This window comes from Metabacillus sp. 84, assembly GCF_050107715.1.
Taxonomy (GTDB): Bacteria; Bacillota; Bacilli; order Bacillales; family Bacillaceae; genus Metabacillus_B.
Genome location: NZ_JBNILN010000001.1, coordinates 294,579 through 309,044 on the forward strand (window position 1 = coordinate 294,579; position 14,466 = coordinate 309,044).

10 protein-coding genes, 1 other RNA gene and 1 pseudogene are annotated in these 14,466 nt (G+C 43.3%); 3 read left to right on the plus strand and 9 right to left on the minus strand.

Annotated elements, in window-relative coordinates:
• Positions 1 to 15 precede the first annotated feature (15 nt).
• From cas8c to ACQCV8_RS01525, 4 genes and pseudogenes are all read right to left on the minus strand, one after another.
• Positions 16 to 1,881, minus strand: a complete 1,866-nt coding sequence (gene cas8c / locus ACQCV8_RS01510; RefSeq protein WP_426842775.1) for a type I-C CRISPR-associated protein Cas8c/Csd1 — start codon at positions 1,879 to 1,881, stop codon at positions 16 to 18.
• Positions 1,882 to 1,892: 11 nt separating this feature from the next.
• The gene (gene cas5c / locus ACQCV8_RS01515; RefSeq protein WP_426842776.1) at positions 1,893 to 2,594 is read right to left on the minus strand and encodes a type I-C CRISPR-associated protein Cas5c; all 702 of its coding nucleotides are present in this window, start codon (positions 2,592 to 2,594) and stop codon (positions 1,893 to 1,895) included.
• 233 nt (positions 2,595 to 2,827) lie between these two features.
• Positions 2,828 to 5,243, minus strand: a pseudogene (gene cas3, locus ACQCV8_RS01520) (CRISPR-associated helicase Cas3').
• Between the two features lie 284 nt (positions 5,244 to 5,527).
• Entirely contained in the window at positions 5,528 to 6,367 is an 840-nt protein-coding gene (locus ACQCV8_RS01525; RefSeq protein ID WP_426842777.1) for an aldo/keto reductase, read from the minus strand.
• Positions 6,368 to 6,521: 154 nt separating this feature from the next.
• Here ACQCV8_RS01525 and ACQCV8_RS01530 point away from each other — a divergent pair, with 154 nt between their 5' ends.
• Positions 6,522 to 6,974, plus strand: coding sequence for a hypothetical protein (locus tag ACQCV8_RS01530; protein ID WP_426842778.1), 453 nt, complete (start codon positions 6,522 to 6,524; stop codon positions 6,972 to 6,974).
• A 193-nt stretch (positions 6,975 to 7,167) separates the two neighbouring features.
• On the plus strand, positions 7,168 to 7,590 hold the full coding sequence (locus ACQCV8_RS01535) for a DUF6526 family protein (protein WP_426842779.1): 423 nt from the start codon (positions 7,168 to 7,170) through the stop codon (positions 7,588 to 7,590).
• Positions 7,591 to 7,710: 120 nt separating this feature from the next.
• On the opposite strand, the gene ssrA is transcribed toward ACQCV8_RS01535, so the two are convergent.
• The 5 genes from ssrA to secG form a co-directional block, all read right to left on the minus strand.
• Positions 7,711 to 8,075, minus strand: a transfer-messenger RNA (tmRNA) gene (ssrA, locus tag ACQCV8_RS01540).
• A 278-nt stretch (positions 8,076 to 8,353) separates the two neighbouring features.
• Entirely contained in the window at positions 8,354 to 8,824 is a 471-nt protein-coding gene (gene smpB, locus ACQCV8_RS01545) for an SsrA-binding protein SmpB (RefSeq protein ID WP_426842780.1), read from the minus strand.
• A 90-nt stretch (positions 8,825 to 8,914) separates the two neighbouring features.
• A complete protein-coding gene (gene rnr / locus ACQCV8_RS01550) occupies positions 8,915 to 11,212 on the minus strand; it encodes a ribonuclease R (protein WP_426843344.1) in 2,298 nt (765 codons plus the stop codon).
• 63 nt (positions 11,213 to 11,275) lie between these two features.
• Positions 11,276 to 12,022: an alpha/beta hydrolase gene (locus tag ACQCV8_RS01555; protein ID WP_426842781.1), complete on the minus strand. Its 747-nt coding sequence runs from the start codon at positions 12,020 to 12,022 to the stop codon at positions 11,276 to 11,278.
• A gap of 429 nt (positions 12,023 to 12,451) precedes the next feature.
• A complete protein-coding gene (gene secG / locus ACQCV8_RS01560) occupies positions 12,452 to 12,685 on the minus strand; it encodes a preprotein translocase subunit SecG (protein ID WP_426842782.1) in 234 nt (77 codons plus the stop codon).
• Between the two features lie 682 nt (positions 12,686 to 13,367).
• Here secG and ACQCV8_RS01565 point away from each other — a divergent pair.
• The gene (locus tag ACQCV8_RS01565) at positions 13,368 to 14,381 is read left to right on the plus strand and encodes a S66 family peptidase (RefSeq protein WP_426842783.1); all 1,014 of its coding nucleotides are present in this window, start codon (positions 13,368 to 13,370) and stop codon (positions 14,379 to 14,381) included.
• Positions 14,382 to 14,466: the final 85 nt, after the last annotated feature.

A 14,466-nucleotide genomic window follows, 5' to 3' on the forward strand; every position in this document is an offset into this window, starting at 1 on the left:
TCTCTCCCCTGTAATTTAATTAGTTGTTACTTCACTTTTTTCTTCACGTTTTTGGTACAAGGCATGTCTTTGACTGTAAAATCCTAACAAATACTTTCCTGATAAAGACCGGTCTGAAAAATCTTCCTGTGCAAATTGAGATGCGATCTCGTCTATAATTCTTGATAAATAAACAGCTCCTGTTCCCATTTTGGCCTGATAGGGTTGTAAGCTTGATTGAATTGTTTTCCAGGTTCTTGCTGGATGCTGAGAATACGCATTCATATAACGAATGGCATTCGTCGCTCTAGTCTCTTCTCTTCCTAACGCTTGTCTTTCTAGTACATCCGCAACAGCTAGTAATCGACCAAACAAATAGTCCCGTTCATTATTTGTTATGTCTAAAGCCACTTCATATTCCTCCTTTTTATTCAATAGAGAACACGCCACACTAAGCGTTTTTTCCCATTCCCACTTTTCCATGGACACTGGATTTGATGCACGCTGAACAGCTCTACGCGTAATATCAACTGGTACAGGCTTTTGGTCTACGATGCAGGGTAATAAGCGCTCGATTAATTCCTTCACCACTTTATCGTTTGTTTTTGACCCATAAACAGCGAACGCAATTTCTTTCGGGGAAGGAACACCCAAGAATTGAACCACTTTTTCGTCGTTCCGCTTAAAGCGATGAAGCCATACCCCATTCGAAAACCAATTCTTTAGTCGTTCTAAGTATAGAGAAGAATCCATATTTCGATAGTATAAAACAGCTAACCTGCCAGGTGTTGCCGCATCCAGTGTCATGATATTTACAGATGAATTTATAGTTAAGTTGCTCTTATAACCCGAGATAGCTTTACCGACTTCTTTAGCAAACTCTTTGTTTGTAAAAGAATGTTGACTTATCGGGTCTGATTCTAAGTAAAACGGGTCAGCTAACGGATCTGGTAATTCCTCTAGTTTCTTACTCCATATTAAAAAAACGCGCAGATCTACTTGTTTTCCTTGGTATTGAATAAGCCACTTGAGGGCATTATGGGCTTTTTGTGATACCTCATAGCTTATACTCACAGCTTGTTTACTCTCCCTAAATCGACCTCGATAAGTAAATCCGCTTTTATCATTGGAGGAGATTAATTTTGCTTTGTCACCAGCATTACGGATTTTATTCGTATGTCGTTCGGTGCTCGGCATTATTTCACCCGTAACATAACAAATATCCGACTCACCCAAAACACCTTGATAATAGAGAATATAGGAATCTATGAAATCCATATCCTCCCATACCTTTTCTATAAAACCGCTAGCACGGACATTAAAACGGACGAATGCACTTTCTTGTTCTGATGGAAGAACACTGAAAATGTCTGGTTTAGTCGTGTGTAGATTTTCGTATTGCTTGTCCCATTTACCTATCAACCTATTTGAATTATCTAAAAATAATATTTTTGCTTCTACCAAATCTTTAATTAAGGTCGCTTTCTTTAAATAGGTATAAATGGCGTTGACTTTATTATTTGAAAAGGGGGAGTGAACCCATTCTGATAAATTATCTATGTATCTATTAAAATGTTCGGCTTTACCACCATCTACAAATTTGTCATAATCCCCTGCAACGTAAATGAGTTTATCATGAAGAGGGTAAGGAGCAACTACTGATCCTGCCCTGCTGGCAGCATCTTCTCTAGAAGGAATTAACGTGTTCAATTCGTCCTTGGATAACACCCGGCCAGAATGGAAGTCGCCTTCTTCTGTAATCTCTACTTCAATGTGGGCATTCTGTGTCGTATGAGAAATAGGAAGAAGAGTAAATGTTTGTCCGTTATATTTTTCAAAGGCTTTTCCTACTTGATGTTGATTTACTTCATATGTTTCATAAAGATCTAATAGCCAACTCATAGCATCACCTCCTACATAAATCTCACTTCCGACTGTTCTACAGATTCCATGTTGGACTCATCAAAAGTCTTTGCTTCCATTTGGCCAAGTGGACGGACCATGGTGCATTGATCTGGTCGCGGGAAGTCAATGACTCCCTTTCTCATCACTGGATTCCAAAGCCTTATACTGATTTCATTTTTCCCTATCTCATCTGGATAATTAATTCCGTGAACCATTGTACCGAAGTGCAAGTTCATTTCATCATAAAAGCCGGTTTCTTCGTCAAATACACAAGGTTCTACGTACCCTTGACATTCTCGGGTCCCAAGAAAGATATCTCTTCTCCCTCCTACTTTTAAGGAACGCTTTAGAATAGAGTAATGCTTGTTTTCGTTTCGGTCGAAAGCTAAATCAGGACGGTGCGGGTTAAAGATGAAGTGAGCTCGCACTCTATACCGCACATCTTTCAAATATGTATAGTTCGCAAGAGTGTTTCCTCCTCCATACTCAATGGGTCTAATACCCTTTGACTCCATTTGGATTGGACTCATTATTCTTAAAGAATCAATTATATACATGATCGTGGGCTTCCAGTAGATGCTCTCTACTATTCCTTTAAGCGCTTGGTATGTGGGTATTTGGTAAGAAAGCTTTTCCCCACCAAGTTTCGTCAAGGGATCGGTAAACAGAGCGTACTTTGCATATACTTCAAATTCAATAGAATTCCTCAAATACCAAACCCTCCTTTTTTTTTATTTATTTTCTAATTATAAATTACCATATTATCCATAATTATGTAAAGTATTCCCAGTAAATTAATTTATTGTATACTATATGAACTTTATTTCTCAATTGTGTTTATTGTGGTACAATTTTTTTGTCGCTTCTATGAGCGTGGATTGAAAAATATAATATACGATAAAAAGAACCTACCTTTTAATCGAAAGATAGGTTCTTTTCGTGTTTAGTACCCATAAAAGCTACTGCTACTATTTGCCGTTATATCAACTCCATACTCTTCATGGTAAGCCGTTTCATAGAGAGCATAAACTTGGCCATCCAGCAGTGGTTTTATGGCATGTTCCTTACTCAGTTGATTGAATTCATGCGAAAAGATGTTAACTGCAAACTGTTGTGCTCGTTTTAAAGTGACAGAAAGGTTGTGAATTGACTTTTCTCCGTTTAAATCGGCAATAATGTTATTTCCCTCACCGTATGGTACGATTACCGTTATTGTTGTTTGGGGAATGACCTCGAAATGAGCGCTAGCTGTTTTATAACTGTTCACAAAGAATAAGGGTATTTGCACGTTATCCCTGCTCATACGTGCACGAAAGTATGCTGCTGAACTCCTTGTCTCCACTAAAATGTCCCACATTTTTTGATCCAAAGACTTTATAGAATAGTCAAATTTATCTTTCAGCTCATGATAAAATTCCTGAAAATATCGATTCATAATTTTTCTTGATAAAAGTTCAACATTTTTTTTGGAAACAATCTTGGTCTAGAAGCATTTTTTTTGTGATAATTTTTCCGACCTGTATTTCTTTCAACTTGGAGAGCTGCTCTTCTTGATGATCTATGACAAATACGGTTCCACTTTCCTTTTCTCCATGCCTATTACATCGCCCGGCCGCTTGTGCTATGGAATCCAGACCTGCCAATGATCGAATAACGCTTTCAAAACTAATGTTTACACCCGCTTCAATTAACTGAGTACTAATGAGGATAACCGGCTGTAATTCTTGAAGATATTGTCTAGTTTCTTCTATTATTTCTTTCCGGTGAGCAGGACACATTGATGTACTTAGATGCTTTATCGAGGCTGCAGGCATTTTTTCTTTAAGTGTTTCGTAAAGATCTTTTACTGCTTTTTTTGTGTTCAGAATGATTAACTGACTTTTGTAGTGAAGCGAATGATCTTCGACTAACTGTGCTAATGCATCTGTTGTAAAGATTTGTTTCGATGCCAAATCAACGATTTCCACTCTTTTAAACTCGTCTATTATTCTATCAATGTTTTTAATAATCTCGGCGTCTTTTGTTTGTCTCAACTTGTTTCTCACAAGATCTAGAGCCGGCTGAGTAGCTGTACATAACAAAATCGAACTTCTCCCATAACTGTATAGAAAATTAAGTGCCTCATTAAACATGGATATACAATTTGTCGGGACCTTTTGTACCTCGTCAAAAATCACCACTGCATTGGTTAAATTATGGAGCCTTCTTGTATTGCGATTCCCTTTCGCATAAAAAACATTAAGAAACTGTACCAGTGTCGTAAAAATAATGGGAGAATCCCAATTATCTTTTGCAAGCATAAGTTTTTGCGGAGTTGTATGGGCTCCTTCCGTGGACTCATCGTCATCTTCTTGATCGTATATTACATTAGAATGATGTTCGAGTATCCCCTCTTCATCCTGTAAAATGCACCTTACTTCCTCAGCGTTTTGTTCAATGATGGTTGTGTATGGAACAATATAAATGATTCGTTGTTTGCCGTGGGTGATGCTATGCTTAAGGCTGTACCTTAGACTGGAGAGCGTTTTGCCTCCACCGGTTGGAATGGATAGCGTGTAGATACCTGAGGGCTTTTTAGCATGCTGTTCACATTCAATAGACATTCTTGCACGTAAAGCATTTATTGGTGTATCTGCTGAAAAGGTGGCCACATATTGGAGTAACTTCGTGTAATATTGCTGAAGCTTTTCGCTCCCATTTGCATTCTCGATCTTACTTTTCTCTTCAAATATCCTCGTATCTGTTCGATCAGCATCAATTAGAGTACTAAAGAGAAACTTGGTCAAAAAAAAGACCTTTTTCTCCAACCTATCCTCCTTATTGGACGCTATGTAAGCATCAAACTCTTGTATGGCTTTCCTAACATAATCTGCAAAAGCTTCTCTTGAAATAACTTTTGAGAAAAACAAACTACTAATGGTATCCATCTTAGCGAGTTCAGGCGCCTCTTTATCTCTTACTCTTGTTAGAAATGGTGAAGATAAGTCAGGTGACATGTAGTCTTGCAAGTCAGAGTGATGTGAAATTATCGTATTTCCAACAATCTGGGCAACCATTTTTTCAGAAGAAGAATTGGTTGGTGCATGATACAGCTGATAAAGCAATCTACCCCCCGCAGTAGAATGATCTACACTCCCTCTCTTTGGCGGCGCATCAGGATTTTTGACTGCTTCAATAATGTAACACCTGAATTCTTCAGAAAATTTACCCAGATCATGCAGCATACCCGCCAGACCAGCTAAATGACGAACATTCAACTTATCTCCTAACACTTCCGCAAGACTCTTTACAGCTATCAGATGCTGTTCCACTGTTTGAATTTCCCCATCAATTTCGCGAATATGAGCAATAAACGGCATAAAACACTTCCTCTCGATTGTTTTTATTAAATAGTGACTTAGATTTTCGACAATAATATGGAAATTCCTCTTTTAATTGATAACCCTTTATAGTAAAAAGATTCTCATGGAGTTTCTTCATTTTTCTACCGCACAGCTCCCTGTACTCTTATCCTTTGTAATTATATTTATAATCCAGGTTGCCTTCCTATCTTCAATAATTGATGTAATTTTAAGACTAATCAAGACAAAATAAAAAAAGCCGCTCTGAAGAATCAGCATGCTGATCCTCCAAAGCGCCTCTTTTACATTTTAAAATCAAATTCATCAGGATCTGGACCGCTGCGGGTGTTTTCGTTTAAAGCGTCCAGCTGGTCCATTTGTTCTCCGGTTAAGGTGAAATCATAAAGACTGATGTTTTCACGCATTCTTGTTTCATTCATCGATTTTGGAATCGTGATGACCCCATGCTGCAGGTCCCAGCGAAGAACGACCTGGGCAGCCGATTTGTTATGAGCCTTGGCAATCCCTTGAATCGTTTCATTTTTCAGCAGGTCCCCATTCATGAGCGGGGACCATGCCTCGACTTGGATGTTTTGCTCCAGGCAATATTCCCTCACTTCTTTTTGGGTCAGCTTAGGATGAAATTCAATCTGGTTAATGACCGGGTTCACTTCGGCATCCTTAAGCAGACTTTGTAAGTGGTGAACCTGGAAGTTGCTTACTCCGATGGCTTTTACGCGGCTTTCTTTATAAAGAGCTTCAAGAGCTTTCCAGGACTCCTGATATTTATCCTTCCCAGGCCAATGGATTAAGTAAAGGTCAAGATAATCCAAGCCCATTTTCACCAGGCTCTCTTCGTACGCAGCGACCGTTTCATCAAAAGATAACCCATCATTCCATACTTTGGACGTCACAAATAATTCTTCTCTCGAAACCAGTCCCTCTTCAATCGCCTGTCTGATTCCATCCCCTACACTTTTTTCATTTCCGTAAATGGACGCGGTATCGATGCTGCGGTAGCCAATCTGAATGGCAGCTTTGACAGCCTTCGCAAGCTCGGGGCCTTCCTCAACGCGAAACACCCCATACCCTAGCTCCGGCATCTGTATTCCATTATTTAAAGTCAATGACTGTATATTCATGCTTACATCTCCTTAATGAGTTGTACTCGTCATATGCTGACAAGATATTAATAGTATTCCCTAAAAATCAGGATATGAATAGAAGGCACTTTTTTGTGGGATAGGCACTTGGAAGTAATCATCGGAAATCTTCATCTTCTGCAGCATGCATCGCATGAGCTATAATGATAGTTGCGGGTTAGGAAAGCAGCTCTATACGGCATTTGGAAGCTGCAGCCATTATGATAGAAAGCAGGTAGATCAAGTGGTACATATTTTATGGGTCATTTACTTAGGAATTCTCGGTACAGCCGCAATCGGATTTTTATTAAAAGGCGGATATAAGACAAATTTGTTTCGCCTGGATTTTGTTATCTCTGTCATCACCTGGATCGGGTTAATGGGATATGTGACAGATTCAAGCTTTTTCAGTCCGCTCTTATGGAAGTTTGTGTTTTTTGGCGGGCTGCTGTGGGATATTATTTTCAGCTTTAAACTGAAGGAAATAAACGGAGAAGCCATCTACGAAGAAATTCCTAAATCCGCGCGTCCGCTTGTCATTGGGGGAAGTTTGGTTGTATTTCTTGGGCCGTTATACTATGGATTGTTCAGGTATGCCTTTTTGTGACTGGAGGTTTGATTGAGATTCGATATAAGGATAACTGGCATTCCAGGAGCCAGCTCTGCTGTGATTTTTTGCTCAGGATATAGCTGGAAGAGGTTACTTTAAAATCATCAAATTTCTTCATCCTTTTTATTTTTTCATGTAGCCATTATACTTAAATCGCTGAAGCATACAATACAGTTGGGGAGGGATTTCTATGGAAAAACAAAATTACAGCAATCATACTAGGATGCATCCGCTTTATCATTATGTATTAACCATTTTGGTTCTGGCTGTTCTTGCTGCAGCGATTGTTTATGCTGCCGGAGGAGGAGACGTGGTTACGGCCTTGTTCATGTTTCTCGTCTCCATATGCTTGGTTCTGATCTTTATTTTAGTGCGAATCTATCCGCTCAAGGCCCAGGACCGCGCAATCCGGGCAGAGGAGAACCTCCGGCATTTCGTGATCACTGGAAAGCTGCTGAACCCGGCCCTTACAATGAAGCAGATCGTTGCTTTGAGATTTGCGCCGGATGAGGAATTACCTGGGCTCGCTGAGAAAGCGGCCGCTGAGAAGCTCAATCCGAAGGAAATTAAGCAAAGCGTTCAAGCATGGAGGGCGGACGAAGACCGCATCTGAAAAAAGGCATCCGTTCAGCGGATGCCTTTCTCTGTAAATAAAAAAGGAAATGCCTTAGTGAAGGAATTTCCTTTTAACAGGTATATTCTATAAAAAAGATAGGCCACCAAAGTATGTATTTGGTGGAGACGGTGGGAGTCGAACCCACGTCCAGAAATATCGGCACTTAAGCGTCTACGAGCGTAGCTGGCATATTGTTAGTTCACTGCTCCATATGCCTTCCAGCAGGCGTCCGGGCAGCTAGTCTGGTTGTTCTCTTCCTTCTCCCTCAGACGGCGAGATCCGGCGTAGCCCACTTAAAGTGAGTCCCTTACCCTACCACATGGGCGATGGAGGGAGGAACCGCTATAAACTGTTGTTACGCAGCTACAGCGAGGTTGTTGTTAGTTTTGCCAGTTATTATTGGCGTTGGCGTTATTAACGAGCTCGCCGACTCGGCTCGCAACCCAAGCTCGAACTATCCCTGTCGAATCCGTAACGTCCCCATTATAAGAGTAAAAGCGGTTAGGCTTTTATCCGAATAGGAATACGGGATTGCCTGATCGGGTCCTGGCTGAAGTCTGGCCGTCACAGGGCGGGTGATAAGATAAGCTGTTGCTTATTCAGTTATCATCGGTACGTGTTCTATTATACCAAATATCCTCGATATTGCAATTGTAAAATAATGTTTATCTTCTGCTTCTGCGGAAGACAAGTACGGCAGATAGAATGAAAGCTGCTGCAATTCCGAAGTAAATCCAGGACATTTGATCTCACACTCTCGTTAAAAGTCTTTTTGACGGTCGCGGAAGGCGCGCTCAATATCACGCTTTGCTTCTTTCTTTTTAAGATCCTCGCGCTTATCATATTTCTTTTTCCCTTTTCCAAGGCCGACTAAAACCTTTGCGAAACCATTTTTCAAATAGATTTTTAAAGGAACGAGCGCGTAGCCCTCTTCCTTGGTCAATCCGATCAGCTTGCTGATCTCCCGTTTGTGGAGGAGAAGCTTGCGTGTTCTGAGCGGGTCGTGGTTGTAGCGGTTTCCCTGCTCGTACGGACTGACGTGCATATTATGGACAAACAGCTCCCCGGCCTGAATGCGGGCAAAGGAATCCTTCAAGTTGACTCTTCCCGCACGGATTGCTTTAATTTCTGTTCCCTGCAAAACAATTCCAGCTTCATATGTTTCTTCTATTGAATAATCGTGGTTGGCTTTTTTATTTTGAGCCAGCACTTTCCCTTGACCTTTTGGCATGTGAAACCCCTCTCAACTCTCTATATTCTCTCTATTTTATCATGGCACCGATCAAGCGGGAAGGGCGATGCCTGGCACCGCCCTGATCCGTTACCGCTTCTTCTTCCGTTTTGCCTTTGGTGCATTTTCAAACGTTTTTTTCTTTTTCTTCTTAGGCTTCGGTCCCCGTGTTGACCAGCCGTCTTCCGGAGAACCGCTTCGTTCCTTTGAGCTGCCGCGTTCTTTCGTAGTTTTTCTGCGGCCCTGTCCGGCACTGATGGATTTTGGCGCATCCTTAACAGGACGTCTTCTTGTTCCTTTCATGCCGACAATTTCAAAATCAATGGCCCGTTCATCCTTGTTTACATTGACGACACGGACGGTAATCTCATCACCGATTCGGTAGACGTTTGCTGTGCGTTCACCGATCATTGCATAGCTCCGCTCATCATAGCGGTAATAATCATCGGTCATGTAGCTGACATGTACGAGTCCTTCAATCGTATTCGGAAGCTCAATGAACATCCCGAAATTAGTAACAGAGCTGATGATGCCATCGTACTCTTCCCCGATTTTATCCAGCATGTATTCGGATTTTTTCAAATCATCTGTTTCACGTTCCGCTTCTACAGCGCGGCGTTCCATGTTGGAAGTCTGTTCTGCAATAGCTGGAAGCTTTTCAGACCATTTCTGCTTTGTAGACTCGTCGGTTTTCCCTTGGATTAAGTACGTTCGGATAAGTCGGTGAACGATTAAATCGGGATAGCGGCGGATCGGCGAGGTAAAGTGCGTATAGAACTCTGTAGCAAGGCCAAAGTGTCCAAGACTTTCCGGATCGTACTTCGCCTGCTTCATCGAACGGAGCATGACTGTGGAGACGACCATCTCCTCCGGCTGTCCGTGCACTTCTTCAAGAATTTGCTGCAAGGCACGCGGATGAATCTCATTTCCTGCTCCTTTTACGCTGTAGCCAAAGTTCGTGATGAACTCAAGGAACCGCTGAAGCTTTCCTTCATTCGGATCCTCATGGATACGGTAGATGAACGGGACCTTCATCCAGTGAAAATGCTCAGCCACGGTTTCGTTGGCAAGGAGCATAAATTCCTCAATCAAACGTTCCGCAACACCGCGTTCGCGCAGCTCGACATCGTATGGTTTTCCGTCGCTGTCGACTAAAACCTTCGCTTCTTTAAAATCAAAATCGATGGCACCGCGGTTCATCCGTTTGGTCCGCAAAATTTGCGCAAGCTCCGCCATTCTTTCAAACATCGGAACGAGCGTGTCATACTTGGACCGAACCTTCTCATCCTGAGCCAGAATGCTGTTCACATCCGTGTAGGTCATTCTTTCTGTCGTTTTAATTACGCTTTGAAAAATGTCATGGCTTACAACGTCACCGGTTTCATCGACTTCCATCTCACAGGAAAGGGTTAGCCGGTCTACCTTAGGATTCAAGGAGCATAATCCGTTCGATAAACGGTGCGGAATCATTGGGATAACCCGGTCCACCAAGTAAACGCTAGTCCCACGGTCAAATGCTTCGACATCAATTGGCGAATCCTCGGTTACGTAATGACTGACGTCCGCGATATGGACGCCAAGCTTGTAGTGGCCGTTTTCAAGCTTTGTTACCGTCACAGCGTCATCAAGGTCCTTCGCGTCCGCCCCATCGATCGTGACAATGGTTTCGTTTCGAAGGTCACGTCGGTCTTTATAATCTTCTTCATTAATCTGATCAGGAACATCATTCGCCTGCTTCAGCACATCCGGGGAAAATCCGCCTGGAAGGCCATGCTTATGTATGACCGACAGAATGTCGACTCCCGGATCATTTTTATGGCCGAGAATCTGAATGACTTCCCCTTCAGCACTCATTCTTCCTTCAGGGTAGGTTGTGATCTTCACTACAACTTTGTGTCCTTCTACCGCTCCGTTTGAAGCATCTCTCGGAATAAAAATATCGTTCGCTATTTTTTTGTCATCTGCAATGACGAAACCGAAATTCTTGCTTTCCGTATAGGTCCCGACAACCTCTTTCATACCGCGGTCCAGAATACGGATAATGGTTCCTTCTTTGCGGGCGCCTGATGAACTGGAACTTACACGGACAAGGACCGTATCGCCGTGCATCGCATTGCCGAGCTCATTTGGAGGAATAAAAATATCGTCATCTGCCGGGTCCTCTGTAATGACAAAGGCAAATCCCTTTGCATGGCCGGATAGCTTCCCCTTCACTAAGTTCATTTTTTCAGGAAGACCGTACCTGTTGCTTCTTGTGCGAACAACAAGACCCTGCTCCTCCATATGGACAAGTGCTTTCACAAAATCCCTGAACACGTCCGCTTCGGCTACTCCGAATGCGTCTTCAAGTTCCTGGATGGTGAGGGGCTTATACGCTTCATCACGCATAAATGTGAGAAGATGGTCTACATGCTTTTGTATATCCTGGTTCAACTAAATCCCTCCTTTAACTTATATCTGCCAGTCCAGTTTCTCCAGGAATTCATAGACATCCTGATGGACCTGGTCTTTTTCTTTATCAAGGGTTATCACGTGGCCGGAGTTTTCATACCACTTCAGCTGCTTCATATCCGATTCCACTTCATCATGAATAATATCTGCACTGTCGGTATTAATCATGTGGTCATGGCGTGCCTGGACGACAAATGCTGGAGAATAAATCATATCCACGTTCTTGCGGACATCGGCAATCAGTTCCTGCAAGGCTTTCAACGTGTTCATCGGAGTTTTTTCAAACTCCTTCATCTCCTGCTCAATTTGCTCAGGGTTTTTCTCTTCAAACTTTTTGTAATTGCGTGCGTACTCCAAAATACCCTGATACATGACTTCTTCACTCTTTATGTACATGGGGGCGCACATGGTCACGATACCCTTTACTGGTACAGTGTAACCCAGTTTCAAGGAAAATACCCCGCCCAGGGACAAACCGCCGACAGCGATCTGCTCGTAGCCCTTCTCCTTCAGGAATTCATACCCTTCCATAACATCCTTCCACCAGTCCTCAGGCCCTGTATGAACCAGCTCCTCAGGCGGAACACCATGTCCTTTATATTGAGGGGCATGACATGTATAGCCCCGTTCATTCAAATATCGTCCAAGCATTCGGACATCCGCTGTATTTCCTGTAAATCCGTGCAGCAGCAGGACCGCTTTCTCTCCGCCTTCAAAGAAAAAAGGCTTAGGCATCACTTTTCTCATAGCTGAATCTCCTTTTTCGCCAGTTGAATAGTTGCTGGATCTTATGTGTATTCTCCCTCTTTTCTATTTAAACAAACGTTCGGGGAAAAGAAAAGCGCAGGGCGCTGTGGGAGAGGATGTTCTGCCAAGCCTGCGGCAAATCCGGGTGTAAGGAGGCATTTTTATAGGGAACAGAGCTTGAAAAAATGCAAAACACCCATTAAAGCCGTTCATCGACGTTTTTACACGGCTTCAACTGGTGAAAACTTCTAAAATCGCCGAAGATTAAACTTATATCGGCTGATGTACGGCGGATATCGACCGAGTTTTGATTTTATCGGCCGAATTACCATTATATCGGCTATTCGGGAGATTTCGACAAGCATTCCAGCTGCTGTATATGTGCCGGGAAATAAAAAAGAGGTCTGTATTCAGACCTCCTTCTGCATCTTATAAGTTAAAGTAAGATATTGCAATTGTTAATACGAAGAAAAGCACGGAGAGAACAATTGTTACACGGTGCAGAATCAAATCAAGGCCGCGGGCTTTTTGCTTTCCGAAAAGCTGCTCTGCTCCGCCTGAGATCGCGCCGGATAACCCTGTGCTTTTACTGGATTGCAATAGAACTACTGTAATAAGTGCAAGACAAGTTATAACCAACAAAACAATTAGCAAGGTATGCATAGACTACACCTCCTGGAACACGTTTGCATTGGTTTAAATGTACCATAAGGAAAGCCTTAGTACAATAGGGCTCGGATGCTGTCAATAATTTTTAAAGCTGAAGCGGGAGAACACCTTCTGCTAAACAAAGAGTTTTTTATGATCCGGGCCGGTTATTCCTCGATGTGGGTCAGCTTGACAGGATACGGGCCAACTCTGTACGGATACGGGCCAGCTTTCCCCATTTGCGGGCCAACTCTGTCCGGATACGGGCCAACTTTCCCCATTTGCGGGCCAACTCTGTCCGGATACGGGCCAGCTTTCCCCATTTACGGGCCAGCTTTCCCCGTTTGCGGGCCAACTCTGTCCGGATACGGGCCAACTCTCCCCATTTGCGAGCCAACTCTGCCCGAATACGGGCCAGCTTTCCCCATTTGCGGGCCAACTCTGTCCGGATACGGGCCAACTTTCCCCATTTGCTAGCCAACTCTGTCCGGATACGGGCCAACTTTCCCCATTTGCGGGCCAACTCTGTCCTGATACGGGCCAGCTTTCCCCATTTACGGGCCAACTCTCCCCATTTACGGGCCAACTCTGTACGGATACGGGCCAACCGACACCGATCTCCTACATTCGACAAAATCAGTTATCGCACCAACCGACCATTTCCTGTAAAATGACAGAAACAAAGGAGGCTAATAGGATGATCACCTATCCTTATTTGGATAAAGGAGCGGTAATAGGGGTTACGGCTCCTTCTTCCGGAGTAGAAAAGGAGCTGCATGAGCTGATCCGGCAATCCTGCAGCCGAATGGAGGAAAAAGGATTCGGTACAGTATGCGGGGATACGATCTGGCGGCAGAATAAAGCGAAGTCCGCCCCTGCTGCTGTAAGGGCAGCTGAGTTTAATGCAATGATGGCCAGTGACAGCATTGGCATCGTCATTCCCCCATGGGGCGGGGAGCTGCTGATTGAAATGCTCGAGTTTGTAGATTTTCAGCAAATAAAACCGAAGTGGGTATTGGGCTACTCTGATTTGAGTGTTCTGCTGCTGGCCATCACGTTAAAAACCGGAATTGCTACTGCACACGGGACAAATTTGATTGACCTCAGAGGCGAGTATTCAGACGAAACTACAGCAAAGTGGCAAGATGTTTTATCCACAAAAACAGGGCAAACGGTTTTGCAGGAATCTTCCCGGCTTTATCAAGACAAGTGGGATTTCGATAACCCTTCTCCCTCCGTTTTCCACTTAACTGAACCAACCTATTGGAAAACAGTCTCTGGACACAGTGAAAAATTCCATGGAAGGCTTCTCGGAGGCTGTATTGATGTAATCCGGCATCTGATTGGCACGCCTTTTGGAGACACAGCGGGTTTTCAGGAGAAAACGAAAAATGAGCCTGTCCTTTGGTATTTGGAGAACTGCGAATTGAGCACAACGGATTTAAGAAGGTCGCTTGTTCAAATGAGGCTTGCTGGATGGTTTGAAAACAGCTCCGGTCTGCTGTTTGGCAGGAGTGCGGCGAATGAGCCGGTGAACGGATATACGGCAGAGGATGTCTACCGGGAGCTTGCAGAGGAGCTGAATATCCCTGTCATCTACGACATCGATTGCGGTCATGTACCGCCTCAAATCACGTTTATAAATGGAGCCTATGCAGAGGCAGCGGTATCGGCCGGCAAAGGAACTGTAGCCCAAACCTTCCGGCCATAGATTGTGAACAAAGTTCTTCTGGAGATCGTAATTAAAGATAAGCAGAAATGTAATAACTGCAAAAAAAGGAGCTGACAGTAAAAGG

Bases quoted from the DNA above. Each gene is read 5' to 3' on its own strand.
- ACQCV8_RS01535 (WP_426842779.1), top strand. From the start codon at position 7,168: ATGGAAAAACAAAATTACAGCAATCATACTAGGATGCATCCGCTTTAT.
- secG (WP_426842782.1), bottom strand. From the start codon at position 12,685: ATGCATACCTTGCTAATTGTTTTGTTGGTTATAACTTGTCTTGCACTT.
- ACQCV8_RS01530 (WP_426842778.1), top strand. From the start codon at position 6,522: ATGAGCTATAATGATAGTTGCGGGTTAGGAAAGCAGCTCTATACGGCA.
- ACQCV8_RS01565 (WP_426842783.1), top strand. From the start codon at position 13,368: ATGATCACCTATCCTTATTTGGATAAAGGAGCGGTAATAGGGGTTACG.
- ACQCV8_RS01525 (WP_426842777.1), bottom strand. From the start codon at position 6,367: ATGAATATACAGTCATTGACTTTAAATAATGGAATACAGATGCCGGAG.
- smpB (WP_426842780.1), bottom strand. From the start codon at position 8,824: ATGCCAAAAGGTCAAGGGAAAGTGCTGGCTCAAAATAAAAAAGCCAAC.
- cas8c (WP_426842775.1), bottom strand. From the start codon at position 1,881: ATGAGTTGGCTATTAGATCTTTATGAAACATATGAAGTAAATCAACAT.
- ACQCV8_RS01555 (WP_426842781.1), bottom strand. From the start codon at position 12,022: ATGAGAAAAGTGATGCCTAAGCCTTTTTTCTTTGAAGGCGGAGAGAAA.
- rnr (WP_426843344.1), bottom strand. From the start codon at position 11,212: ATGCGTGATGAAGCGTATAAGCCCCTCACCATCCAGGAACTTGAAGAC.